20 protein-coding genes are annotated in these 21,432 nt (G+C 63.1%); 8 read left to right on the forward strand and 12 right to left on the reverse strand.

Annotation, left to right across the window (positions count from 1 at the left end; genetic code table 11):
* From ACHWRX_RS01405 to trmFO, 3 genes are all read left to right on the forward strand, one after another.
* Positions 1 to 2,304, forward strand: a 2,304-nt coding sequence (locus ACHWRX_RS01405) for a DNA gyrase subunit A (RefSeq protein WP_394657812.1), incomplete at its 5' end; no start/stop codon positions are given.
* Positions 2,301 to 2,648: a DUF952 domain-containing protein gene (locus ACHWRX_RS01410; protein WP_394657813.1), complete on the forward strand. Its 348-nt coding sequence runs from the start codon at positions 2,301 to 2,303 to the stop codon at positions 2,646 to 2,648. The genes ACHWRX_RS01405 and ACHWRX_RS01410, both read left to right, overlap by 4 nt.
* Before the next feature lie 33 nt (positions 2,649 to 2,681).
* Positions 2,682 to 4,019: a methylenetetrahydrofolate--tRNA-(uracil(54)-C(5))-methyltransferase (FADH(2)-oxidizing) TrmFO gene (gene trmFO / locus ACHWRX_RS01415; protein ID WP_394657814.1), complete on the forward strand. Its 1,338-nt coding sequence runs from the start codon at positions 2,682 to 2,684 to the stop codon at positions 4,017 to 4,019.
* 4 nt (positions 4,020 to 4,023) lie between these two features.
* Here trmFO and ACHWRX_RS01420 read toward each other — a convergent pair whose 3' ends face one another.
* Genes ACHWRX_RS01420 through pdhA form a run of 4 tightly spaced genes read right to left on the reverse strand, consistent with a single transcriptional unit; the run spans position 4,024 to position 7,792 of the window.
* Positions 4,024 to 4,485: an EF-hand domain-containing protein gene (locus ACHWRX_RS01420; protein ID WP_288415935.1), complete on the reverse strand. Its 462-nt coding sequence runs from the start codon at positions 4,483 to 4,485 to the stop codon at positions 4,024 to 4,026.
* A gap of 34 nt (positions 4,486 to 4,519) precedes the next feature.
* Positions 4,520 to 5,185, reverse strand: coding sequence for a hypothetical protein (locus tag ACHWRX_RS01425; protein ID WP_394657815.1), 666 nt, complete (start codon positions 5,183 to 5,185; stop codon positions 4,520 to 4,522).
* 55 nt (positions 5,186 to 5,240) lie between these two features.
* Positions 5,241 to 6,725, reverse strand: a complete 1,485-nt coding sequence (locus ACHWRX_RS01430) for a pyruvate dehydrogenase complex E1 component subunit beta (protein WP_394657816.1) — start codon at positions 6,723 to 6,725, stop codon at positions 5,241 to 5,243.
* Entirely contained in the window at positions 6,725 to 7,792 is a 1,068-nt protein-coding gene (gene pdhA / locus ACHWRX_RS01435; protein WP_394657817.1) for a pyruvate dehydrogenase (acetyl-transferring) E1 component subunit alpha, read from the reverse strand. The genes ACHWRX_RS01430 and pdhA overlap by 1 nt, the downstream gene beginning before the upstream one ends.
* A 13-nt stretch (positions 7,793 to 7,805) precedes the next feature.
* Here pdhA and ACHWRX_RS01440 point away from each other — a divergent pair, with 13 nt between their 5' ends.
* The 3 genes from ACHWRX_RS01440 (at position 7,806) to ACHWRX_RS01450 (ending at position 10,350) form a co-directional block, all read left to right on the forward strand.
* The gene (locus ACHWRX_RS01440) at positions 7,806 to 8,234 is read left to right on the forward strand and encodes a hypothetical protein (protein ID WP_394657818.1); all 429 of its coding nucleotides are present in this window, start codon (positions 7,806 to 7,808) and stop codon (positions 8,232 to 8,234) included.
* 193 nt (positions 8,235 to 8,427) lie between these two features.
* Positions 8,428 to 9,645, forward strand: a complete 1,218-nt coding sequence (locus ACHWRX_RS01445; protein WP_394657819.1) for a toxic anion resistance protein — start codon at positions 8,428 to 8,430, stop codon at positions 9,643 to 9,645.
* Between the two features lie 111 nt (positions 9,646 to 9,756).
* Positions 9,757 to 10,350, forward strand: a complete 594-nt coding sequence (locus ACHWRX_RS01450; RefSeq protein ID WP_242867204.1) for a hypothetical protein — start codon at positions 9,757 to 9,759, stop codon at positions 10,348 to 10,350.
* Positions 10,351 to 10,400: 50 nt separating this feature from the next.
* On the opposite strand, the gene ACHWRX_RS01455 is transcribed toward ACHWRX_RS01450, so the two are convergent.
* From ACHWRX_RS01455 to dnaK, 8 genes are all read right to left on the reverse strand, one after another.
* The gene (locus tag ACHWRX_RS01455; protein WP_183617684.1) at positions 10,401 to 11,261 is read right to left on the reverse strand and encodes a TorF family putative porin; all 861 of its coding nucleotides are present in this window, start codon (positions 11,259 to 11,261) and stop codon (positions 10,401 to 10,403) included.
* Positions 11,262 to 11,495: 234 nt separating this feature from the next.
* Positions 11,496 to 13,040 carry a SulP family inorganic anion transporter gene (locus tag ACHWRX_RS01460; RefSeq protein WP_394657820.1) on the reverse strand — a complete coding sequence of 515 codons (1,545 nt, stop codon included), beginning with the start codon at positions 13,038 to 13,040 and terminating at the stop codon, positions 11,496 to 11,498.
* Entirely contained in the window at positions 13,037 to 13,726 is a 690-nt protein-coding gene (locus tag ACHWRX_RS01465) for a carbonic anhydrase (protein ID WP_394657821.1), read from the reverse strand. The genes ACHWRX_RS01460 and ACHWRX_RS01465 overlap by 4 nt, the downstream gene beginning before the upstream one ends.
* A 153-nt stretch (positions 13,727 to 13,879) precedes the next feature.
* Positions 13,880 to 15,205 (reverse strand): ATP-binding protein, encoded by a 1,326-nt coding sequence (locus tag ACHWRX_RS01470; protein ID WP_394657822.1) that lies wholly within the window; start codon positions 15,203 to 15,205, stop codon positions 13,880 to 13,882.
* Positions 15,205 to 15,936 carry a response regulator transcription factor gene (locus tag ACHWRX_RS01475; RefSeq protein ID WP_394657823.1) on the reverse strand — a complete coding sequence of 244 codons (732 nt, stop codon included), beginning with the start codon at positions 15,934 to 15,936 and terminating at the stop codon, positions 15,205 to 15,207. The genes ACHWRX_RS01470 and ACHWRX_RS01475 overlap by 1 nt, the downstream gene beginning before the upstream one ends.
* Before the next feature lie 216 nt (positions 15,937 to 16,152).
* Positions 16,153 to 16,896: an extensin family protein gene (locus tag ACHWRX_RS01480; RefSeq protein WP_394657824.1), complete on the reverse strand. Its 744-nt coding sequence runs from the start codon at positions 16,894 to 16,896 to the stop codon at positions 16,153 to 16,155.
* A gap of 72 nt (positions 16,897 to 16,968) precedes the next feature.
* Positions 16,969 to 18,096, reverse strand: a complete 1,128-nt coding sequence (gene dnaJ, locus ACHWRX_RS01485; RefSeq protein ID WP_394657825.1) for a molecular chaperone DnaJ — start codon at positions 18,094 to 18,096, stop codon at positions 16,969 to 16,971.
* A 76-nt stretch (positions 18,097 to 18,172) separates the two neighbouring features.
* Positions 18,173 to 20,092, reverse strand: coding sequence for a molecular chaperone DnaK (dnaK, locus tag ACHWRX_RS01490; RefSeq protein ID WP_288485157.1), 1,920 nt, complete (start codon positions 20,090 to 20,092; stop codon positions 18,173 to 18,175).
* Between the two features lie 210 nt (positions 20,093 to 20,302).
* On the opposite strand from dnaK, the gene ACHWRX_RS01495 reads away from it, so the two are divergent.
* Together ACHWRX_RS01495 and ACHWRX_RS01500 are read left to right on the forward strand one after the other, a co-directional pair.
* Entirely contained in the window at positions 20,303 to 20,830 is a 528-nt protein-coding gene (locus ACHWRX_RS01495; protein WP_394657826.1) for a copper chaperone PCu(A)C, read from the forward strand.
* Between the two features lie 185 nt (positions 20,831 to 21,015).
* Positions 21,016 to 21,336 (forward strand): hypothetical protein, encoded by a 321-nt coding sequence (locus ACHWRX_RS01500; protein ID WP_394657827.1) that lies wholly within the window; start codon positions 21,016 to 21,018, stop codon positions 21,334 to 21,336.
* The last annotated feature ends 96 nt before the right edge of the window (positions 21,337 to 21,432 follow it).

The following is a 21,432-nucleotide window of genomic DNA, read 5'->3' on the forward strand; positions in this document are numbered from 1 at the left end:
GCGCGCTTCCCCAATCTGCTGGTCAATGGCGCGGGCGGTATCGCCGTCGGCATGGCCACCAACATTCCGCCCCACAACCTGGGCGAAGTGATCGACGGCTGCCTCGCCTACATCAATAATCCGGCGATCAGCGCGGAAGAGCTGTTCGAAATCATCCCTGGGCCAGACTTCCCCACGGCGCCGCTGATCCTCGGCAAGGCGGGAGCGCGAGCGGCATATATAACTGGACGCGGGTCGGTCATCATGCGGTGCCGCTATGAGATCGAAGAAGCGCGAGGCTCCAACCGCGGCGGCCGCTCGATCGTGCTGACCTCGATACCGTTCCAGGTGGGTAAGTCCGGCCTGGTCGAGAAGATCGCCGACGCCGCCAAGGAAAAGCGGATCGAAGGCATCGCCGACATCCGCGATGAATCCAATCGCCTCGGCGTGCGCATCGTGATGGACCTCAAGCGCGAAGCGACGCCTGAGGTCGTGCTCAATCAGTTGTGGCGGCACACCCCCGCGCAATCGAGCTTCCCGGCGAACATGCTGGCGATTCGTGGCGGCCGCCCCGAAATCCTGTCGCTGCGCGATATCATCCAGGCCTTCATCCAGTTCCGCGAAGAGGTCATCACTCGCCGCACCAAGTTCGAGCTGAACAAGGCGCGCGATCGGGCGCATATCTTGCTTGGCCTGGTCGTTGCGGTCTCGAATCTCGACGAAGTAGTGAAGATCATCCGTGGCGCACCGAACCCCGGCGAAGCCCGCAGCCGCCTGATGGCGCGCGAATGGCCCATTGGTGACATCGCACCCTATATTCGGCTGGTCGAAGCGATCGAGCCCAACGCGGAAGAGACCGGCGGCAGCTATCGCCTCTCCGAAACGCAGGTCCGCGCCATCCTCGACTTGCGGCTTCATCGCCTCACCGCGCTCGGCCGTGACGAGATCGGTGATGAACTGAAGGAACTGGCGGTCAAGATCGAGGAGTTCCTCGCGATCCTTGCCGACCGGACCAAGCTTTATAAGGTCATGTGCGAGGAACTGGAGGCGGTGCGTGCCTTCGCGACACCGCGCTTGTCCGAGATCGTCGCCGCCGCAGATGGCATCGATGATGAAGATCTGATCGAGCGGGACGACATGGTCGTCACCGTCACGATGGACGGCTACATCAAGCGCACGCCCCTTTCCACTTTCCGCGCGCAAAATCGCGGTGGCAAGGGCCGTGCCGGCATGGCGACGAAGGACGAAGATGTCGTGTCCGAGATGTTCGTCACCTCGACGCACAATCCGGTGCTGTTCTTCTCCACCAGCGGCAAGGTCTATCGCCTCAAGGTATGGCGCCTGCCCGAAGGTGGACCAACCACGCGCGGCCGCCCGATCGTCAACCTCCTGCCTTCGCTGGACAAGGACGAGACGATCGCCACGGTGCTTCCGCTGCCTGAAGACGAAGGCACCTGGGGGGCGCTGCACGTTGTCTTCGCCACGGCCAAGGGCAACGTCCGCCGCAATGCGATGGATGCCTTCGCGAACATTCCCAGCAACGGCAAGTTCGCCATGCGCTTTGAGGATGACAGTGCTGATCGCCTGATCGGTGTCGCGCTGCTCGGGGCCGAGGACGATGTCCTGCTGGCCACCCGCCAGGGCAAGGCGATCCGCTTTGCAGGCGACGATGTGCGCGAATTCCAGAGCCGCACGTCCACCGGCGTGCGCGGCATGAGCCTCAAGCCCGATGACGAAGTCGTTTCGCTCTCGATCCTACACCGCATAGGCACTACTGCCGAAGAGCGTGAGGCATACCTCCGCTTTGCGCCTTGGAAGACCGAGAAGGAAGGCGATCCCGATATGCCGGCGGACCGTTTCGCCGAGATGTCCTTGGGTGAACAATTCATCCTGACGGTCTGCGCGAACGGCTATGGCAAGCTGTCTTCCGCCTACGAATATCGCCGCACCGGGCGAGGTGGGCAAGGCATCACCAACATCGACAACGTGGCACGCAATGGCCCCGTTGTGGCGAGCTTCGCCGCGACCAAGGCTGATCAGCTGATGCTGGTAACCGATCAGGCCAAGCTGATCCGCATCGGCCTGGATTCGCTGCGCGTGATCGGTCGTAACAGCGCCGGTGTGAAGCTGTTCGATGTCGGCAAGAACGAGCACGTCGTCAGCGCCGTGCGCATCGATGACAACCCGGAGCCTGAGAACGAGGCGGAAGCCGCGATCGTGGAAGAGATGGTGGCCCGCAGTGCCGACGAGGTCGAAATCCCGATCGAAATCGACCGCGACGATCTGGACCCGAATGACGAGGATGCGGACGGAGACGACGCATGACGGCATCCGTTGCCTACAAGGTGCTGACTGCCGAGCAGATGGCGCAGTTGGAGGCAGACGGAACGTTCGCGGGCGCCCCGGTCGATCTGGCGGATGGCTACATCCACTTGTCGACCGCGGACCAGCTTGACGAGACGGTGGCGAAGCACTTCGCCGGCCAGTCAGGCTTGCACATCGCTGCGGTCGACCTCGAAGTGCTGAGTGATGCGGTGAAGTGGGAACCCTCACGCGGTGGCGCGCTGTTTCCGCACATCTATGGCGAACTCCCGCTTTCGACGGTCATGGCTTACGGCCCAGTGGAACTTGGCGACGACGGCAGGATCAGATTGCCGGTCGCCGGGTAACCTGATCTCTATCCAGATGCTTAGGCCAATTTCATGACCCACCAAGTTCACATCATCGGCGGCGGCCTGGCGGGCAGCGAGGCAGCTTGGCAACTCGCCCGTCGCGGCGTCCGCGTGCGACTTTCCGAAATGCGCGGCGCGGGTGAACGTTCGCCGGCGCACCAGACCGATGCGCTGGCCGAACTCGTCTGCTCGAACTCGTTCCGATCGGATGATGACGAGAAGAACGCGGTAGGCCTGCTGCACCACGAAATGCGCCAGCTGGACTCACTCGTGATGACTGCCGCCGCCAAGGCGCAGGTGCCGGCCGGATCTGCTCTGGCGGTGGACCGCGATGTTTTCTCCGCCGAAGTGGAGGCCGCCCTTGCTGCTCAACCCACGCTGGAAATCGTGCGCGAGCGCATCGATTGCCTGCCCGAAAGTGGCCTCACCATCGTCGCCACCGGCCCGCTGACCGCGGCATCGCTGGCGGACAGCATCGGCGCAGCGACGGGGGCGGACAGTCTGGCCTTCTTCGATGCCATCGCCCCGATCGTCCATCGCGACACGATCGACATGGACATCTGCTGGATGGCCTCACGCTGGGACAAGGGTGAAACCAAGGACTACATCAACTGCCCGATGAACAAGGAGCAGTACCTCGCTTTCCACGCGGGCCTGCTGGCGGGCGAAAAAACCTCGTTCAAGGAATGGGAGGCGAACACGCCCTACTTCGACGGCTGCATGCCGATCGAAGTCATGGCCGAGCGCGGCCTGGACACCTTGCGCTTCGGGCCGATGAAGCCGGTCGGCCTGGACGATCCCCGCACCGGTCGCTGGCCCCACGCCGTCGTGCAGCTGCGCCAGGACAACAAGCTAGGCACGATCTGGAACATGGTCGGCTTCCAAACCAAGCTTAAGCATGCCGAACAAGTGCGCCTGTTTCGGACGATTCCCGGCCTGGAAAATGCGGAATTTGCGCGCCTGGGCGGGCTGCATCGCAACACGTTTCTGAACTCGCCCGTGCTGCTGGATCGGCAATTCCGGCTCAAGACGGCGCCGCATATCCGCTTCGGCGGACAGATCACGGGGTGTGAGGGCTATGTGGAAAGCGCCGCGATCGGCCTGCTTGCCGGAATGATGACCGCGATCGAGATCAGCGGCGATACGTGGACACCGCCTCCCAGGACGACCGCGCTGGGGGCCCTGCTATCGCACATCACCGGCGATGCGGAGGCGGACAGCTATCAGCCAATGAATGTGAACTTCGGGCTTTTCCCACCTCTCCACGACGTTAAGAAAAAGCAGCGTAAAGAAGCTTACACGTCGCGGGCGAAGGCCGATCTGAGTACATGGCTGACCAGCGCAGAGCCCGCGGAATTGACCGCCTGACGCATTAGCAGCTGCACTTGGCCTTCGGTTTGGGCGGGGGCGCGGTGGTGCGGAATTCCTGCGGCGTGAGGACAAGATCACGATCGGCATCGGCCTGCGCAAACTTGTCCACCGTGGCAGACGCCCATTCCTCGAAAGTAAGGAGGTTATTGCCGTCCTTGTCCAGCTTGCGGAACGCGGCCGTGCGCGTGGAAAGCAGTTCGTGACGGGTGATGCGCCCGTCGCCATCGCGATCGTAGCGGCGAAAGCGGCGCTGTTCGTTGGTCTGCTCGATCGCTTCGGGCGGTGTCGGTCCGCGCAGGCCGGCCACATTGGCGCTGGGCAGCGGTTCGGGCGGGCCAGACCGCGAGGCGATCGGCATCGGTGGCGGCGCGCCTCGCTCCACCTCTGCCCGGCCTTGCAGCCAGAACAGGCCAGCGGCCACGAAAAGCAGCGCGGCAACCGCGCCCAGCACGATACGATTCATTGTTGAGCCCCCTGCCGGCCCGGTTAGCAGGGGGTTAAAGCCCCAGCAATCCCAGCTTGAGCGCTTCCAGCATCGCAGCGGGGGAAGCGGCACCGGCTTCCGAGCCACTCACCCGACGCCGGCGTGTAAGGCCGGCAAGCACCCGCAAGGATCGCAACGGGCGGCTGACTCTCGGGAGCTTTCGGGGCTGCGCATCGGCCAGGGTGGCGGCCAACGCCCGCTCATCGTCGCGCCCCAAACGGGTGGCGAGGTCTTCCGCGGCCCAAATCCGGCCCAGCGTCATCGCTGCCTGCTTATCGCGGGCGCATCCCAGCACTAGGGCCAAGGCCGCGCAGGCCGCGCCACGCCCCTCGGCGAATTTGCTCATGGCATCGGCGCCCAAGGGTGAGGGCGCTGTCATCGCCTCCCAGGCGTCGACCAGCGTCTGGGCATCGGCATGCCGATTGCCCCAGCTGCGCAGCGTAGCCAGGATAGGCTCGCCCTCAGGCCAGGTTTGTGGCGACTGTGCGATCGACTCCCGCCACCAGGCCAGACGCAACTGCGCCAGCATGGGCTCACTGGAGCGCCGGATCAGCGTTGCGAGCCGGGCATCCAGCGCAAGAAGCGCCAGCGTCGGCTGCCGAGCCGAAGCCGACGCATAGACCAGCGACAATTGGGCCACCGCCGGAAGCGAGGCGACAAGGGGATCGTCCTGCGACATGATCGTCTACAGCTTTCGGGCGTAACGGGCATTCGCGCGTAACGCCCTCCAAGCCTTAGCGATAGCAGACCTTCTTCACCGCCGCGATCACGCGATCGACGTCGATCAACGCCGCCTTCTCCAAGTTGGCGGCGTAGGGCAGCGGCACATCCTCATCACAGACGCGCAGAACCGGGGCATCGAGGTCGTCGAAGCCTTCCTCCATGCAGATCGTGATGATTTCCGACGCGATGGAACAGACCGGAAAACCTTCCTCGACGACGACCATGCGGTTCGTCTTCTTGAGGCTTTCCAGAACGGTAGCCTTGTCCAGCGGACGCAGAGTCCGCAAGTCCACCACTTCGACTTCGATACCTTCGCCCGCCAGCTTCTCAGCCGCTTCCAGCGAGACGCCGACGCCGATGGAGTAGGAGACGATCGTCACGCTCGTACCTTCCCGCACGATACGGGCCTTGCCGATCGGCAGGACGTGATCGTCTAGCTCGGGCAGTTCGAACGATCGACCATAGACCAACTCGTTCTCCAGAAACACAACCGGGTCTTCGGAACGGATCGCAGCCTTAAGCAGCCCCTTGGCGTCCGACGCGTCATAAGGCGCGATCACCACCAGGCCCGGCACCGATGCGTACCAAGGGCCGTAGTTCTGCGAGTGCTGCGCCGCGACGCGCGCTGCCGCGCCGTTCGGTCCACGGAACACCACCGGACAGCGCATCTGGCCCCCAGACATGTAGTTGGTCTTCGCCGCAGAGTTGATGATATGATCGATCGCCTGCATGGCGAAGTTGAACGTCATGAACTCTACGATCGGACGCAGGCCGCCCATCGCCGCACCAGTGCCGATACCGGCAAAACCGTACTCGGTGATCGGCGTGTCGATCACACGCTTGGGGCCGAATTCCTCCAGCAAGCCTTGCGTGACCTTGTAGGCGCCCTGGTACTCGGCGACTTCCTCGCCCATGATGAAGACGCGCTCGTCCCGGCGCATTTCCTCGGCCATGGCATCGCGCAAGGCCTCGCGCACCGTCGCCGTCTTCATATTGACGCCGTGCGGCACTTCGTCGGACTTTGCGGGCTTGATGTCGCTTCCAAGCTGGGTGGTTCCGGTTTCCAGCTCGGCCTTGTCGTCCTTCTCACTGGCCTTATCGGCCTTGGACTCATCCGCCTTAAGGTCTTTCTCGGGTTCCTCGACCTTGGGCGCGCCGCCCTTCTTGGCCTTGGGCTTTTCCTTTGCCGGCTGCTCATCGGCCTTGGCCTCAGGAGCGGGCTCGGGCGAACCGCTCGCCTCGGAGACGTCCTCATCCTCGCCCGCCATGATGGCGATCACGGAGCCGACCTTCACGCCGTCCGTGCCCTCCGGCACGACGAGCTTGCCGACCTTGCCCTCGTCGACCGCTTCGAATTCCATCGTCGCCTTGTCGGTCTCGATCTCGGCTAGAATGTCACCGGAGGACACCTCATCGCCTTCCTTGACTAGCCACTTGGCAAGCTTGCCCTCCTCCATCGTGGGGGAAAGCGCCGGCATTTTTACTTCGACCGGCATCAGTATGTCTCCACCAGAACGTCGGTATACAGTTCGGACGCATCCGGCTCGGGCGAGCTTTCGGCAAAGTCGGCCGCCTGGCCAACGCTGGCGCGCACGCGCTTGTCGATTTCCTTCAGGCTTGCTTCGGCCACACCCATTTCCATCAGCTCGGTTTTCGCATGTTCGATCGGGTCACGCTTTTCGCGTACGCCCTGCACTTCTTCACGCGTGCGGTACTTGGCGGGGTCCGACATCGAGTGGCCGCGATAGCGATAAGTGTTCAGCTCCATCAGAACCGGTCCGTTGCCGCCGCGCACATGCTCGATCGCGATCTCGGCCGCCTTGCGCACTTCCAGCACGTCCATGCCGTTGACCTGCATCCCGGGGATGCGGAACGCGGTGCCGCGACGATAGAAATGCGTTTCCGCTGAAGAGCGGCTGACCGCCGTGCCCATCGCGTACTGATTGTTTTCGATCACGAAGATGATCGGCAGCTTCCATAGCGAGGCCATGTTGAAGCTTTCGTAGACCTGGCCCTGGTTGGCCGCGCCGTCACCAAAGTAGGCCAGCGTCACGCCGCCATCCTCGCGGTACTTGTGGGCAAAGGCCAAGCCCGAACCCAGCGGCACTTGCGCGCCGACGATGCCGTGACCGCCGTAGAAGCCATGCTCCACGCTGAACATGTGCATGGAGCCGCCCTTGCCTTTCGAGATACCCGAATGGCGGCCTGTCAATTCAGCCATGATGACCTTGGGATCGATGCCGTAGGCCAGCATGTGCCCATGATCACGATAGCCGGTGATGACCGAGTCCAGGCCACCCTTCAGTGCCGATTGCAGGCCGACCGCGACGGCTTCCTGGCCGATGTAGAGGTGGCAGAACCCGCCAATGAGGCCGAGGCCATAAAGCTGCCCCGCCTTTTCTTCGAACCGGCGGATAAGCAGCATCTGCTCATAGAAGTGCAGCAATTCTTCCTTGCTGGCCTTGTAACGCCGATCGGCGGCGTGCTTCTCAGCCAAGCTGTGGAGCGCGAAATCCTCTTCCCGCTCGGCAATCTCTGACGGCGACGGCTCAGCGTTCGACAAAGCAGTTTCCCTGATGTTTGTGCGATTCTTACAAGGATATAGGACCCTGACCCGCGCAGAGAAACCCATCACGGTTGCGTTTTCTAATCCTCGCAACGACCTTGCGAAAAAACTACCGCTGCTGCGGCAGAAGCATCACCATCTCGTCAGGATGCGCAACATTCAGGTTCCGGCGCAGCAGTTCGCCGGCAAGGTCCGGGTCGGCCTGATGCGGATCAAGCAAATCAACGCGGTTGCGCAGCTGGCCGCGCAACTCATTCAATTGTGCGATCTGCTTCTCATGCTGGACCAGGAGCCGCTCATTCTCGCTCCAAGCGAGGAAGCCGCTGGGGCCCGCGACGACGAACCCGCCCATCAACAGCAACGCTACGAGAGCGCCGGCCTGGACGGCACGGTCCTTGACGAATTTGGGTTCCCGGCGCGACGTTTTCATACTTCGTAATAAAGCCATAAAATCCCGCTCGCTTCAACAGAATACCGGGCATTCACGCCGCCATTTGTCGCAATTCGGTGGGGGTCATTTGGTTGCCGTGGGATGTGGCCTCGCCTGAAATCCGGACCGCGCTTTTCCTTGTGCTTTTGCGCGCGCATCCTAGATTCACGCACCAGGATCACCATCGGAGCACCACCGGAGCATGACAGCGGCACCCGACACCTACGCGGCCGACGAGTTGAAGCTGACTCCGCCTGATCCCGTGCCCGCTGTCACCCCCGAACGGGCGGCAGGACTGGTGCCCGTGGGTGAGGAGCAGAAGTCTAAGTTGGACCTGCGCGTCTCCGAATATGTTTCCGACCTGATCGCGCAGGATGCCAACTCCCCCGAGTTCGGCAAACGCGTGGACGAGATCACCAACATGGGCCGGCGCGAAATCGCGGAGGCTGCCGGACAGTCAAACCGTTTCCTCGATCGCCCGGTCCGCGCCATGGACGGCACCAGCGGCGTCGGAGCCGATCTGGCGGAACTGCGTCGGACGGTCGAAGACCTGGACCCATCGCGCAAGGGCAACTTGCTGGCGCCCCGCAAGATCTTCGGCGTCATCCCGTTCGGCAGCAAGTTGAAGAACTATTTCGACAGCTATCAGAGCGCGCAAAGCCATATCAGCGCGATCCTGGCCCGCCTGCAAGGCGGCAAGGATGAGCTGCTGATGGACAATGCGGCGATCGACGTGGAGCGGCAGAACCTGTGGAAGGCGCTCGGCAAGCTGGAACAGATGATCCACATGTCAAAAGCGCTGGACCGCGAACTGGAACAGAGCGCGGCAGACCTGGACCATTCCGATCCGGCCAAGTCGAAGGCCATCCGCGAGACGGCATTGTTCTATGTCCGCCAGCGAACGCAGGATCTGCTGACGCAGATGGCGGTATCGGTGCAGGGGTACCTGGCCCTCGATCTGGTCAAGAAGAACAATGTGGAACTGATCAAGGGTGTGGATCGCGCTTCGACGACGACGGTGGGCGCATTGCGTACCGCGGTGACCGTGGCACAGGCTATGACCAGCCAAAAGCTGGTGCTGGATCAGATCACCGCGCTGAACACGACGACCGCCAATATCATCGACGCCACCGGCCGGATGCTTAAGGACAATACCGCGCGTATCCACGAACAGGCCGCCGGTGCCACGATCCCGCTGGAGACGCTCAGCCGCGCATTCCAGAACATCTACGACACCATGGATTCCATCGACACCTTCAAGATGAAGGCGCTCGAAAACATGAAGCAAACCGTCGTCGCGCTGGAGGGCGAAGTGGGCAAGTCGAAGGCGTACATCACCCGCGCGCAGGGGCAGGCGGACGCCAAGCTGGAGGCGCGGGGCGCGACAGCCGAAAAGGGCTTGCTGGGGTCTCTGGACTAAACCACCATGCCAAGCGATCGTCGACCTGTTCCCTTGTCTATCCTGCGCGAGGCGCGGCGGCAACGTGCGGCGAGGCTGCGGCGGGCGCGGCAAAAGCGGTGGGAGTGGCGGATGCGCCGCTTGCGCCGTGCGGTATTGGCCGTTGTTGCGATCGCCGTGGTGACCGTCGGGGCTGGCCTTGTCGTCAGCGGCCTACCAGACAACACCTATCTCCTGGCAATGCTGATCGCGTTCATCGCATTCTGGGTATTGGCCCTCTACCCAGCCAGCCCGAAACCGAGATCGGAAGATCTGGCGGAAGTTGATCTGGCAGAACTTGCAGGCACGACCGAGCTTTGGCTGGAAGGCAAACGCAACGCCCTCCCCTCGCCCGCTCTCGATGCGATAGACATGATCGGGGTGCGTCTGGAACAGCTGGCGCCGCAACTGGAGACGTTGGACCCGAACGCCCCTGCTTCGCGCGAGGTACGCAAGCTGCTGACGGAACATCTGCCGGGCCTTGTCAACAGCTACACCCGCATTCCGTCCTCGCTGCGCGGCAGAGAGAATGCCGGATCGACCCCGGCTCGCCAGGTTACGGAGGGCCTGCACGTCATCGCGAAGGAAATCGAGGCGATGTCTCTCGATCTGTCGCGCAATGACTTGGATGCGCTGGCCGTGCGCGGCCGGTTCCTCGAAACCCGTTACATCGCCGCGCCAGAATAAAAAGGGGCTGGGATCGCCCAAACACGATCCCAGCCCCCTTTGATGCTACCTTAGAATGCGGCGGTCAGCGAGGCGACTACGGTCGACCCGGCGATCGTGCCGGTACCGTCCTGCCCACGCGAGAAGCTGGGCTGCAGGTAAGCGGATTCACGCTTGCTGATGTCGGTATCGATATAGGCGACACCAACCGTCAGCGGGGTGTTGGGGATGACGTAATCTGCGCCGATCAACCAATCCCAGTACTCGCCGGTCGGCGCAACCGAGGTCGCGAACGGGCCGAGGCCCTTGTTGCCGTTGGAATACCCGATGTGAGCCTTCACGGTCAGGCCGGTGTTGGGCACGCCGATCGCACCGTCGCCCCACAGGTAGAGGTTGTCGTTCTTGTCACCCGGGTTGGTGTACACGCCCGCAGCTGCATCGGCGCCAGTGGCGTACCATGCGCCCAAAGCTTCCTGCTTGGGCGCGTAAGCCACGCCGGCGGTCAGCGAGAGCGGGCCCGTGGTGCCCGACAGCTTGGCGTAAGGCTCGATGAAGTCGGTGTTGTTGAAGCCGCTCGGATACATGTACCAGGTCGCGCCCACGTCCAGCGTCGCGCCTTGGCCCAGTTGCGCCTTGTAGCCGGCAATCAAGTCCAGCTCCATGTTGGCGCCGCCGAACGTGCCCCAACCTGCCAGGTTCGAACCCCAGGTGCCAATATAGAAGCCGCTTTCGTGCGCGATGGTGATACCACCCTGCACGGCAAGGTTCTTGTCGCTCTGCGAAACGCCGCGGAACCGATAGTCGCTGACAATGCCGACACTGCCCGAGACAGTGATTGGCTTGACTTCTGCATCCTGCGCCAACGCGGGAGCAGCAGAAGCGAGATAGGCCGCGGCGAGGCTGGCAACACCGGCCAGGAGACGCATTTTCATTGTTGGAACACCCTCATATTGTTTGTGGCGTTCCACCCTGCGCTGCACCGCCGGACCATGGTTACGTGACCGGTCCGTTTCGCTGCAGTGCAGTATATTTAGCCCAGACCGGTCACTGGATCAATGCCAAATCTATGAAACAATCACCCTCGGCGTAATACTGAGGCCGCCATACGAAAACGGGCGGCTCGATCATACGAGCCGCCCGTTGAGCGAGGGTATTCAGAGGCCGAATTAGACCGGAAGCGGTCGCAACAAGCTGGCAGGCCCGGTAACTCGGACGTTGTTGCCCCGCGTGCGGTGGCGATTGATCCATTCCGTCAGCGTTTCGGCGGTGGTGTGATCCATCGCCTTCACCTTGTCCAGATCAAGGTGGATGGCCCGGTCGGCGGGCTGGCGCTCCAGCACGGCGTTGAGCCGGGTAAGGCCCAGGAACGTCGCCGCACCTGATAGTTCCACGCGGTGCGCGCCCTCGTCACCATGCTCACTGACGCGCAGGCGGATATCACGCAGGTGCGGCAGAACCTCGATGAGCGACAGTCCCAGACCGACCAACACGCCGGTCAGCAGGTCCGTCGTCACCACCAGCACGAAGGTCACCGCCCAGATCGCCGCCGGCAGATAGCCGTGGGCCTTGAACAGATGCTCCACATGCTTGAGGCTGACGAGCCGCCATCCGGTCACCACAAGGATACCGCCCAGCGCCGCCATTGGCACCTCACGCAGCACCCACGGAAGCAAGGCCACGAAGCCAAGGATCCACACACCGTGCAGGACCGTGGAAAGCCGCGTCTTGGCACCGGCCTGCACGTTAGCCGAACTGCGGACGATAACGCCGGTCATCGGCAATGCGCCGAACACGCCGCATAGGAAGTTGCCCAGGCCCTGCGCCCGCAGTTCCTTGTCGTAATTGGTGCGCACGCCGTCGTGCATCCGATCCACCGCAGCTGCGGACAGCAGCGTTTCGGCGCTGGCGATGAAGGCGATCGCCAAGGCCGCCACGATCAAGGCGGGATTGGCAAGCGGGGCGAACCAGGCGGTTGTCGTGGGCAAGGCGAAGGCGGCGCTCAGCGATGCCGGCACCTCGATGCGGGCGACACCCAGCCCCAGCGACCAAGCCGCCAGCGTGGCGGCGAGTACGCCCAGAAGCGCTCCAGGCACCAGCGACATCGACTTCGGGCGCAGCTTCTCCCAACCCAGCATCACTGCGATGGTCAGAAGGCCGAGCGCCAGCGCCAGTTCGGTGGCGGCTGCATCTGTAAAGTCGAGACCGAGAACGCGCGTGGGCATCATCGCCATGTTCTGCAAGCCGCTCGACATCGGCTTTTCATCGAAAAGAATGTGGAATTGGCCGATGACGATCAGCGCGCCAATGCCGGCCAGCATACCATGGACGACCGCCGGGCTGATCGCCCGGAACAAGCCGCCCAGCTTTGCCCAGCCCGCGATCAACTGCACCACGCCCGCCAGCAGCAGAACGGGCCCAAGCGCCTCAAGCCCATGCTCACGGACAAATTCGAAAACGATGACGGCAAGGCCTGCCGCCGGACCGCTGACCTGCAACGGAGAGCCTGCCAGGAGACCGACGACGATGCCGCCGATGATCCCGGTGACAAGTCCCTTTTCGGGGGGCACGCCGGATGCGATGGCGATCCCCATGCACAATGGCATGGCGACCAGGAACACCACGATCGACGCGGTGAAATCGCGGGAGAAGTGTGAGAAGGGGCCGCTACGCCCCTCCGTCACCTGGCTCGCCGAAGAGGTCGCGGCGGTCATTCAGCCGCTTCTTGAAGGACGCGGGTGCCGCGCTGGCGCGCAGGGATCGCGACCGGCAGCTCGCGGTCTTCACGCAACGGCACGAACTCTCCGGTTTCACCATCAAGCGCCAAAATCTGGCCTTCATGAATGTCGGCGAACCAGCCATGGAGCGACAGTTCGCCACGGGCCATGGCCGCCGCCACCGATGGATGCGTGCGCAGGTTGTTCAGCTGCGCCAGCACGTTCTCCAGGCTCACGGCGCGAACGCGCTCAGTGCCGTCGAGTTCAGGGTTGCAGGTGCTGACGACATTTTCCGCAGCGCTGCCGTGGCGCAGCCAAGCGGCAACGTTGGGCATCGCTTCCAGGCCGACCGGGTTGCTCAGCGCCTTCATCGCGCCACAGTCCGAGTGACCGCAGACGATGATGTCGCGGATACCCAGCGCCACCACGGCATACTCGACGGTCGAGGTAACGCCGCCGTTCTGCGTGGCGTAAGGAGGCACCATGTTGCCGGCGTTACGGCACACAAACAAGTCGCCAGGCTGGGCCTGCATGATCTGCTCAGGCACGACGCGGGAGTCCGCGCAGGAAATCATCAGGGCCTTGGGCTCCTGCCCATGGGTCGTCAGCTTGAGGAACAGCTCGCTGCTGGCGGGGAAGGTCGTCTTTTCGAAATTAAAGACACGTCCGATCAACTCGTTCACGTTTCTGACCCTTCTCTTATGGATATTCGCGACCCGAGGGCGGGCCGCGGTTAGGGTACAGAGCTACGCAGGGAGATTTTCCCGGCGCCGTCGCGCATGTAACGAAGTTTTGCTGCGCCGCGGCGTAACCGCCGGACGGAGTACTGGGCGCGGTCAGTCGCGCGGAAAAGGCAGACGGATCGTCGCTCGCAAGCCGCCCTCCGCCCGATTGCTCAGCCGCAGCGTTCCTTGCTCGGCGCGCACGGCCTTGCGCACGATCGCCAAACCAAGCCCCATCCCGGCCGTGTCGCGACTGCGCGCGGTATCCAGGCGGACAAAGGGTTGCAACGCATCGATAATCCGATCCTCGGGAATTCCCGGCCCGTCATCGTCAATCCTGATCTCCGCCCGATCCTTTACGGCCGAGACATGAACGCGGACATTGCCGCCGTAGTGAATCGCGTTTTCGATCAGGTTCGACAGCGCCCGCCGGATCGCCACCGGCCTTGCCTTGATCTCCAGACTGGACGCGCCGGAGTACGTTGCGTCCGCGCCGTGATCGGCGGCCGTGTCCACCAGCGTCTCAGCCATTACGGCCAGGTCGATACGCTCCTGCTGGATCGATCGCCCATCGCTGTCGACATAGGCCTGGATCGATTCCAGCAGCATGCGCATTTCATCGATGTCGTGGTTCAGGCCGTCGCGAACCTCGGGGTCGATGGCGTCGTCGTCCAGCCTCAGCCGCATTCGCGCCAGTGGCGTCTTCAAATCGTGCCCGATCGCCAGCATCGTCTGCGTGCGATCCGTCAGCGATTTGTGAATCCGATCCTGCATTTGGTTGAGGGCGCGGATCAGGCTGCGCAATTCATCGGGGCCGCGTTCCGGCAAGGCTACCGGTGGCCCGGCGCCCAATTGGCGCGTGGCAGAGATCAATTGCCGCAGCGGCCGCAAAGTCGCACGTAACAGCACCCAGCCCAGCGCGATCAGGAGGATGGTGGGCAGCACCAAGCTGATGACGCGACCGACGGTGAGTTTCCACGCGGAGTTGGCATGCGTGTGGAACCGCAGCAAACTGCCGTCCGCAAGCCGCATGGAACCGCCGATATTGCCGCGGCCGGGCAGTCCCTCCAAGTGCAGCTGGAGGTCGGCGAGCGCTAGACTTGGCTCGATATCCAACACTTGTGACCGCAAGCGGGTCAGCCCTATCCCGGCCTGCGTCGGACTGATGGGCAACATAATCTCCACGCGAAAACCACGTGTGCTGAACGCTTTGGCAAAGGCGTCACGATCGTCCGGTGCGGTGCGCTCCAAGGCACGACTGGCCAGAAAGAGATTCTCGGCGATACGCTCGGCATCGTCGCGGCGCAGCTCAAAGGAATTGACCCGCTCGAACAGGAACGAGCTCGCTCCAAAATCGACGATCAGGACGACGATGAGCACCGCCAGCAGGCGTTCCGGCAGCCCAAGCCGCCGGATCAAGGCCCGCCCCCTGGCCAGCATCAACCGCGCTTCACATCCGCCTTGAACATGTAGCCGACGCCGCGAACCGTCACGATCGGGGCATCGCACCCGCCCGCCTGCAGCTTGCGGCGCAGACGGCTGACCAGAACGTCGATGCTACGATCAGAACTATCCCCGATGCGCGAGCGGGAAAGCTCCATCAGCCGCTCTCGACCCAGTACTCGCTGCGGATATCCCAGGAACGTCATCAGCAGGTCGAACTCCGCGCCTGTCAGGTCCACGATCGCGCCGGTGGCGGTGCGCAACTCGCGCCGGGCCAGTGAGACCTGCCAGCCATCGAAGGTGATCGTATCTGGCCCGCGCCCCTCGGCGATGCCGTCGATGGCGCTGTCGCCGGTTGTACTGCCCCGGCGCAGTACCGCGCTGACCCGGGCCGCTAGTTCCCGCGTGCTGAACGGCTTGACCAGATAATCGTCCGCACCCAGCTCAAGCCCCAGAACGCGGTCTTCCTCGCTGCTGCGGGCGCTGAGGAAGATGATCGGGATGTCGCTTTCGCGGCGCAGGCGGCGGAACAGATCCAGGCCACTGGTGCCGGGCAACATGATGTCCATTACGATCAGATCGACGGAGCTTTCGCGCAGGGTGATCCACATTTCGGCGCCGGTGGCGGCTGTCAGTACATGGAAGCCACTCTGGCGCAAGGCGCGCGCGGTCAGGGTGCGCAGAGCGCCATCGTCTTCGACAAGCAGAATGGTTTGCGGCGATGTCATCGTTTTCTTTCGTCCTCAACCTCTAGCGAATGCGAACGCGATAGTCACGGAAGTGCTGCCCGAAAGCCGCCGGATCGTTGAAGACACGACCAGGTTCATGGGGATCAGCGACGCGATAGCCCCGTCATGGTTCGAAGGAGCGACATAACACTCGTCACGAACCATGTCTCTCAGCCAACAAGGATGTGACGAAACATGTCTGGCAGTTGCGTTTGTTCAGCGACAGGCGGACCATCCCGCCGCTCGCTGGGCTTGGTCGAGGTGCAAGTGATCGGCGTGGGCCGCGTTGTAGTCCGGCGAGAGGACGGTGGCGAATTCAAGGCATGCGGCATCGCGCACGCCTTTCAAAAATCGCGCCTCGTCTCCATCCACACGCCGATCCTTGAGAACGGAAACCCGCCGCCCGTCGGCCAGTTTGAATGCGGCGATGTCGATAGCGTTACCCGTCGCATGTTCGCTCCATGAGCCGGTCCCGCCACCGCCTATACGACGACAGTTGTTCGTGCCGTAGTGTTCCAGGGCTACCACGCGAGAGCCTAGTATCGCTTTGGCTTGGGGCTGAACGCCATGCACCAGCCAGCGCGCAAGAGCGGCTCCGATTGCGCATGTCGCCTCGCTGCGGGCGGGCGACAGGACGAGGCCAAGCTGGCGGTCCGGCGTAAGCACCTGCCGGTCTTCGCGGCGGCACGTCCCTTCCCCGGTCGGTGGCAGGACTTCGAAAGCAATCTCGCTGCGTTCAAGAAACGCCCGGCAGGACGCAGGCTCGGCGCGCAACTGCGCGATTTTCGCGCGCATTGCCCAACCTCCGGGTGCATCCGATAGCGCCAGCGGCGCCCAGGGATCGTAGGCCGGGTGCTGATGCAGCCACAACCGGGCCCCCACCGCGATACACAGCACGACCAGCGCGGAAAAAAGCCAGGCATCGAGAGAGGAGCGCATCCGGGGGAAAAGCGCCGCCAAGATTTTGGCTCCTGATTGGCCGTATCCTGCTCGCTAGGCCTGGATGCCAAACGCCAAGGATTGGCGACCGTCTCAGTCGGCCAAGCCGCTGAACGCCGCCTTGATACGCTCGAAAAAGCCCTTAGACCCTGGGCACTCCTCGCCGGTTTCGGTTTCCTGCAACTCCCGCAGCAATTCCTTCTGGCGGGCGGAGAGCTTGGTAGGTGTCTCCACCGAGATTTCGATCACCATGTCACCCCGGCCACGGCCCTGCAAAACGGGCATGCCCGCACCGCGCTTGCGCAGCTGTTTGCCGGACTGGATACCGGCGGGGATAATCACCGACAGTCGTTCGCCGTCGACACCGGGAATCTCGATCTCGCCGCCCAGGGCCGCGGTGGTGAACGTAATCGGCACGCGCGTGATCAGCGTCGTGCTCTCCCGTTCGAACACGGCGTGACGCCTGACGTGCAGGAAGATATAGAGATCACCGGGAGGCGCACCGAACGGCCCCGCCTCACCCTTGCCGGACAAGCGGATGCGGGTGCCGGAATCGACGCCCGGCGGGATATCCACCTCCAGGGTCTGCGTCTTGTCCACGCGGCCTTCACCGCCGCAAGCACGGCATGGTTTTTCGATGACCTCGCCGCGCCCGTGACAAGTCGGGCACGTGCGTTCGACGACGAAGAAACCTTGCTGCGCGCGAACCTTGCCGTGGCCGCCGCACATGTTGCACCGGCGCGCACCGGTTCCGGGCTCCGCACCGGAGCCGTGGCACGGCTCGCATGCCGCGGAAACTTCGATCTCGATCTCGGTCTTCTTGCCATGGAACGCGTCTTCCAGGCCGATTTCCATGTCGTAGCGCAAGTCGGCACCACGGCGCGCCTGCTGACGACCGCCGCCACCACCGAACGCCTGGCCAAAGATGGATTCGAAGATATCACCGATGTCGCCAAAGTCCCCGCCGCCGGGGCCTGCGCCGCCTCCGTTCTGGAACGCGGCATGGCCATAGCGGTCGTAAGCGGCTCGCTTTTGAGGATCCTTCAGGCAATCGTAGGCGACGCTAATCATCTTGAAGCGGGTTTCCGCTTCCTTGTCGCCCGGGTTCTTGTCCGGATGCCACTTCATGGCAAGTTTGCGATAGGACGACTTGATCGTCTTGTCGTCGGCCGTCCGCTCGCATTCGAGCAATTCGTAAAAGTCGATTTCTGTCGCTGACACGTTCTTTTCCCCCGTGACAAACTAACCCCCACCGGCGCGGATTGCACCGGCGGGGGTCAGCTTTTTCATCAGGTTATCAGCCCTTGTTCTCGTCGACTTCCGAGAACTCGGCATCGACCACGTCTTCATTGCCCTTGCCCTGTGCGCCGGCATCGGCGTCAGGAGAGGATGCAGCGGCCTGCTCCTTCTCGTAGATCGCTTGGCCCAGCTTCATGGCCACTTCGGTCAAGGCCTGAGACTTCGCGGTGATCTCAGCGGTTTCGCCGCTTTCGATCGCGGTCTTGGTCGCAGCGATCGCCGCCTCGATATCGGACTTGAGCGAAGCGTCGATCTTGTCGCCATGCTCGGCAAGCTGCTGCTCGGTCGCGTGGACGAGGCTGTCGGCGTTGTTCTTCGCCTCGGCACCCTCGCGGCGCTTCTTGTCCTCTTCGGCGAACTTCTCCGCATCGCGGACCATCTGGTCGATGTCGCTATCCGAAAGGCCACCGGATGCCTGGATGCGAATCTGCTGCTCCTTGCCAGTGCCCTTGTCCTTGGCAGAGACATTGACGATGCCGTTGGCGTCGATATCGAACGTGACCTCGATCTGCGGAACACCGCGACGCGCCGCCGGGATACCGACGAGGTCGAACTGACCCAGCATCTTGTTGTCCTGCGCCATCTCGCGCTCGCCCTGGAACACGCGGATCGTCACCGCCTGCTGATTATCCTCGGCGGTCGAGTAGACCTGGCTCTTCTTGGTCGGGATCGTGGTGTTGCGGTCGATCATCTTGGTCATGATGCCGCCCAGCGTCTCGATACCCAGCGACAGCGGGGTCACGTCGAGCAGCAGCACGTCCTTGACGTCGCCCTGAAGCACGCCGGCCTGGATCGCCGCGCCCATTGCAACCACTTCATCAGGGTTCACACCGGTGTGCGGGTCCTTGCCGAAGAAGTCCTTCACCACTTCGCGAACCTTGGGCATGCGGGTCATGCCGCCAACCAGCACGACGTCATCGATGTCCTTGGCCGAAAGACCGGCATCGGCGATCGCCTTGCGGCAGGGCTCCAGCGTGCGCTGGATCAAGTCGGCGACCATCTTTTCCAGATCGGCGCGCGTCACCGTCTCGACGAGGTGCAGCGGCGTCGTGGCGCCACCTTCCATGCGGGCGGTGATGAAGGGCAGGTTGATCTCGGTCGTCGCGGTGGACGACAGTTCGATCTTGGCCTTCTCGGCCGCTTCCTTCAGACGCTGCAGAGCCAGCTTGTCGGTGCGGAGATCCATGTTCTCCTTGGCCTTGAACTTGTCGGCCAGCCACTCGACCAGCTTGGAGTCAAAGTCCTCACCACCGAGGAAGGTGTCGCCGTTGGTGCTCTTCACCTCGAACACGCCGTCGCCGATCTCGAGGATCGAGACGTCGAAGGTGCCGCCGCCAAGGTCGTAGACCGCGATGGTCTTGCCATCCTGCTTGTCGAGGCCATAGGCCAGCGCGGCCGCAGTCGGCTCGTTGATGATGCGCAGAACTTCCAGGCCCGCGATCTGGCCGGCGTCCTTCGTCGCCTGGCGCTGCGCGTCGTTGAAGTATGCGGGCACGGTGATGACCGCCTGCGTGACCGTCTCACCCAGATAGCTCTCGGCCGTTTCCTTCATCTTCTGCAGGATGAAAGCGCTGATCTGCGATGGGCTGTAGTCTTCGCCGCCGGCGTTGACCCACGCGTCGCCGTTTTTGCCGCGCGTGATGGTATACGGAACCAGCTCGGTGTCCTTCTTGGTCACCGGATCGTCAAAGCGGCGGCCGATCAGGCGCTTCACCGCGAAAATCGTGTTGTCGCCATTGGTGACCGCCTGGCGCTTCGCCGGCTGGCCGATCAGGCGCTCGCCGTCCTTGGTGAAGGCGACGATCGAAGGCGTGGTGCGCGCGCCTTCCGAATTCTCAATCACCTTGGGCTTCCCGCCGTCCATGACGGCGATGCAGCTGTTGGTCGTGCCAAGGTCGATACCGATTACTTTAGCCATTATCCCCATTCCTCACGTCAATTGATGACACCGCGCGGATCGCCTCCCCCTGCGGAGCAAGGCGGCTTGGCGGCTCGGTGACGTCCCTCTCGGGCATGTCGTCGGCGGGCGATATAGGGCGGGTTTTGCTTGGCACAAGAGTGGTGTGCAGGCATGAGGCCCGCTACGGGATCGGACCTGTTTCGGGACGAGCGGCAAAAGGATTTGATCATGCTGAAGGCGCGCGCGGTGATAGTGGCAGGGTTGATTGCAACTGTCGCGGGGCTCAGCGCCTGCAAGCAGTCCGCCGCGCCCACCACGCAGGAAACCGGCACCGCCGAAACGACTGCAGCCGATGTCGGTCCGGACGCGAAGCCAGGCGTCTCCGCTGGCTCCGCGCGACTGGTGCTGCCCATCGTCGCTGGTCGTCCGGGCGTTGCCTATTTTCGGGTCAGCAACAATTCGGCCTCGGCCATCACTCTGGCTGCGGTGCATATCGAAGGGGTGGGCAAGGCGGAGATGCACCGCACCAGCGGCGGCAAGATGACTCCGGTGACCGGCGTCCCGATCGCCAGCGGCGCCAACATCACGTTGGCGCCCGGGGGCCTGCATGTGATGGCATTCGACATCGACGCGGCGCTTAAGGCCGGTGGCCAGACCGAGATGACCCTCACTTTTGCCGACGGCGACAAGATTTCGATCCCCGCCAAGATCGAAGCCGGCGGCCAGAGCCATGACATGGCCGGGATGAACCACTGACACCGACTGTCGATACGGCGTCAACGGCCTGCGCTTCCGGTGAAGAGCGGCCGCTGACGCGGGGTGAGCGGCACCTGATCCGCTCGATGTTCGGCGGTGCGATCGATTGCAATCCTGTTCGGATCAAGCGGCGTCGCTGGTTTCCATTTCAGCCGTGCAACACCGTGATGGCCCCAACCGGGCACATGCATTTCCACCCGCGATCAACCCTCTACCGTGACGACTTCGGCGCGGAGGGGCCGCAGCTGCAGGCGTTGTTCCTGCATGAAATGACCCACGTCTGGCAAACCCAGCGGCGCGGGCGATGGTACCTGCCGCTGATGCGGCACCCGCTTTGCCGTTACGACTATACTTTGCGCCCAGGCTGGACCCTGGATCGATACGGTATCGAGCAACAGGCCGAGATCGTGCGGCACATTTTCCTGCTAAGGAGCGGAGTGCATGTTCCCGGCGCGTCCCCGCTGGCAAGCTATGCAGGTATCCTGCCATTCAGCGCCTCACGCTGAGGCTAACGGCCATTTCGATCGAGTGGATCGTTTAATCTTTCAAAGAAAAAGGGCGCGAGACCTTTGTCTTGCGCCCTTGATATTTCGTCCTGTGAA

The organism is uncultured Novosphingobium sp., assembly GCF_964277725.1.
Classification (GTDB): Bacteria; Pseudomonadota; Alphaproteobacteria; order Sphingomonadales; family Sphingomonadaceae; genus Novosphingobium; species Novosphingobium fluoreni.

Bases quoted from the DNA above. Each gene is read 5' to 3' on its own strand.
- trmFO (WP_394657814.1), top strand. From the start codon at position 2,682: ATGACCCACCAAGTTCACATCATCGGCGGCGGCCTGGCGGGCAGCGAG.
- ACHWRX_RS01430 (WP_394657816.1), bottom strand. From the start codon at position 6,725: ATGCCGGTCGAAGTAAAAATGCCGGCGCTTTCCCCCACGATGGAGGAG.
- ACHWRX_RS01410 (WP_394657813.1), top strand. From the start codon at position 2,301: ATGACGGCATCCGTTGCCTACAAGGTGCTGACTGCCGAGCAGATGGCG.
- ACHWRX_RS01440 (WP_394657818.1), top strand. From the start codon at position 7,806: ATGTTTGTGCGATTCTTACAAGGATATAGGACCCTGACCCGCGCAGAG.
- ACHWRX_RS01420 (WP_288415935.1), bottom strand. From the start codon at position 4,485: ATGAATCGTATCGTGCTGGGCGCGGTTGCCGCGCTGCTTTTCGTGGCC.
- dnaK (WP_288485157.1), bottom strand. From the start codon at position 20,092: ATGGCTAAAGTAATCGGTATCGACCTTGGCACGACCAACAGCTGCATC.
- ACHWRX_RS01475 (WP_394657823.1), bottom strand. From the start codon at position 15,936: ATGACATCGCCGCAAACCATTCTGCTTGTCGAAGACGATGGCGCTCTG.
- ACHWRX_RS01470 (WP_394657822.1), bottom strand. From the start codon at position 15,205: ATGCTGGCCAGGGGGCGGGCCTTGATCCGGCGGCTTGGGCTGCCGGAA.
- ACHWRX_RS01455 (WP_183617684.1), bottom strand. From the start codon at position 11,261: ATGAAAATGCGTCTCCTGGCCGGTGTTGCCAGCCTCGCCGCGGCCTAT.
- ACHWRX_RS01500 (WP_394657827.1), top strand. From the start codon at position 21,016: ATGCATTTCCACCCGCGATCAACCCTCTACCGTGACGACTTCGGCGCG.
- ACHWRX_RS01445 (WP_394657819.1), top strand. From the start codon at position 8,428: ATGACAGCGGCACCCGACACCTACGCGGCCGACGAGTTGAAGCTGACT.
- ACHWRX_RS01425 (WP_394657815.1), bottom strand. From the start codon at position 5,185: ATGTCGCAGGACGATCCCCTTGTCGCCTCGCTTCCGGCGGTGGCCCAA.
- ACHWRX_RS01495 (WP_394657826.1), top strand. From the start codon at position 20,303: ATGCTGAAGGCGCGCGCGGTGATAGTGGCAGGGTTGATTGCAACTGTC.
- ACHWRX_RS01450 (WP_242867204.1), top strand. From the start codon at position 9,757: ATGCGCCGCTTGCGCCGTGCGGTATTGGCCGTTGTTGCGATCGCCGTG.
- ACHWRX_RS01460 (WP_394657820.1), bottom strand. From the start codon at position 13,040: ATGACCGCCGCGACCTCTTCGGCGAGCCAGGTGACGGAGGGGCGTAGC.